The sequence below is a fragment of the Barnesiella sp. genome, from assembly GCF_022723415.1.
GTDB lineage: Bacteria > Bacteroidota > Bacteroidia > Bacteroidales > Barnesiellaceae > Barnesiella > Barnesiella intestinihominis.
In genome coordinates this window covers 1-1,169 of record NZ_JAIJHU010000146.1, presented here as the reverse complement: position 1 = coordinate 1,169, position 1,169 = coordinate 1, and the positions used below count along the sequence as shown (strand labels likewise).

Below are 1,169 nucleotides of genomic sequence, written 5' to 3'. Positions count from 1 at the left end.
GAATCCCTTGATTTTTGTCAATAGCCCGCTATTGACTGCATATCTCGGACTCCAATCTGCTTCAACATAGGTCTCAATCTGTCTCGGAATAAATTAAAACAGCTTCTAAGATTTTTGTCGAGACGCATACCATATTCCATAAAAAACAGAGAAAATAAAAAACGGAGTTCGCTTATGGTGAACTCCGTTTCATACATCTTATTTAGATTAAATCTTATTTCGCACGTTCGATATAAGAACCGTCGCGAGTATCTACAACAATCATCTCTCCCGTTTCTATAAAAAGAGGAACACGCACCGTAGCCCCGGTTTCCACCGTAGCCGGTTTAGTCGTATTGGTCGCTGTATCGCCCTTCAAACCGGGTTCGGTATAGGTAACTTCCAGCTGCACCTTTACGGGAAGCTCGGCAAACAAAACAGTTTCGGTAGAAGCATCGGAAACGACTTCGACAACCATGCCTTCTTTCAAAAAGTCTACCCCCGTAATCAAGTCCTTATTGATGATAAGGTCGTCCCACGTTTCTTGATTCAAAAAATGATAATGTTCTCCTTCATTATAAGAGAATTGATACGGACGACGTTCTACACGAACATCTTCCAGCTTTTCGCCTATATTGAAACGGCGTTCGAGCACTCGACCCGATACCACATCTTTCAATTTGGTACGCATAATCGTATTGCCCTTACCCGGTTTTACATGTAAAAATTCTACACAGAAATAGAGTTTTCCGTCCAAACGAATACAAGTTCCGTTTTTAATGTCTTGCGAGTTAATCATACTTGTCTTTATTACTTTATTTTGGATTTATATTATTCTTTGTTTCTGACGATTCCAAATGCAAAAGTAAATTAAATCGGTAAAATCTCAAAAAGAAAACCCCAAAAATAGATTATCTCTTGGTTTATTAAAAAAAAGTATCTATTTTTGCAGTCCGAAAAAAGAATAATAACGATAAAATATAACGGCAATGAAAAGAACATTTCAACCTTCAAACAGAAAGAGAATAAATAAACACGGATTCCGCCTGAGAATGTCGACTGCCAATGGTCGTCGTGTATTAGCCAGCCGTCGCGCCAAAGGTCGTGCTAAATTGACGGTATCGGACGAAAGACATCCTTTCTAAAATTTTTTATTCGACATATAAAGAAAGCCGTATCGATCGATACGG

The 1,169-nt window shown here is 38.7% G+C and carries 2 protein-coding genes; one reads left to right on the top strand and one right to left on the bottom strand.

Going from position 1 to position 1,169, the window contains the following annotated elements; translation table 11 throughout:
- Window positions 1-214: 214 nt before the first annotated feature.
- Window positions 215-778 (bottom strand): elongation factor P, encoded by a 564-nt coding sequence (gene efp / locus QVD32_RS13180; RefSeq protein ID WP_008862476.1) that lies wholly within the window; start codon window positions 776-778, stop codon window positions 215-217.
- A gap of 190 nt (window positions 779-968) precedes the next feature.
- Here efp and rpmH point away from each other — a divergent pair, with 190 nt between their 5' ends.
- The gene (gene rpmH / locus QVD32_RS13175; RefSeq protein WP_008862477.1) at window positions 969-1,124 is read left to right on the top strand and encodes a 50S ribosomal protein L34; all 156 of its coding nucleotides are present in this window, start codon (window positions 969-971) and stop codon (window positions 1,122-1,124) included.
- Window positions 1,125-1,169 lie beyond the last annotated feature (45 nt).

What these genes read in the sequence shown, in the direction of transcription:
- efp (WP_008862476.1), bottom strand. Translation starts at nt 778, where the DNA reads ATGATTAACTCGCAAGACATTAAAAACGGAACTTGTATTCGTTTGGAC.
- rpmH (WP_008862477.1), top strand. Translation starts at nt 969, where the DNA reads ATGAAAAGAACATTTCAACCTTCAAACAGAAAGAGAATAAATAAACAC.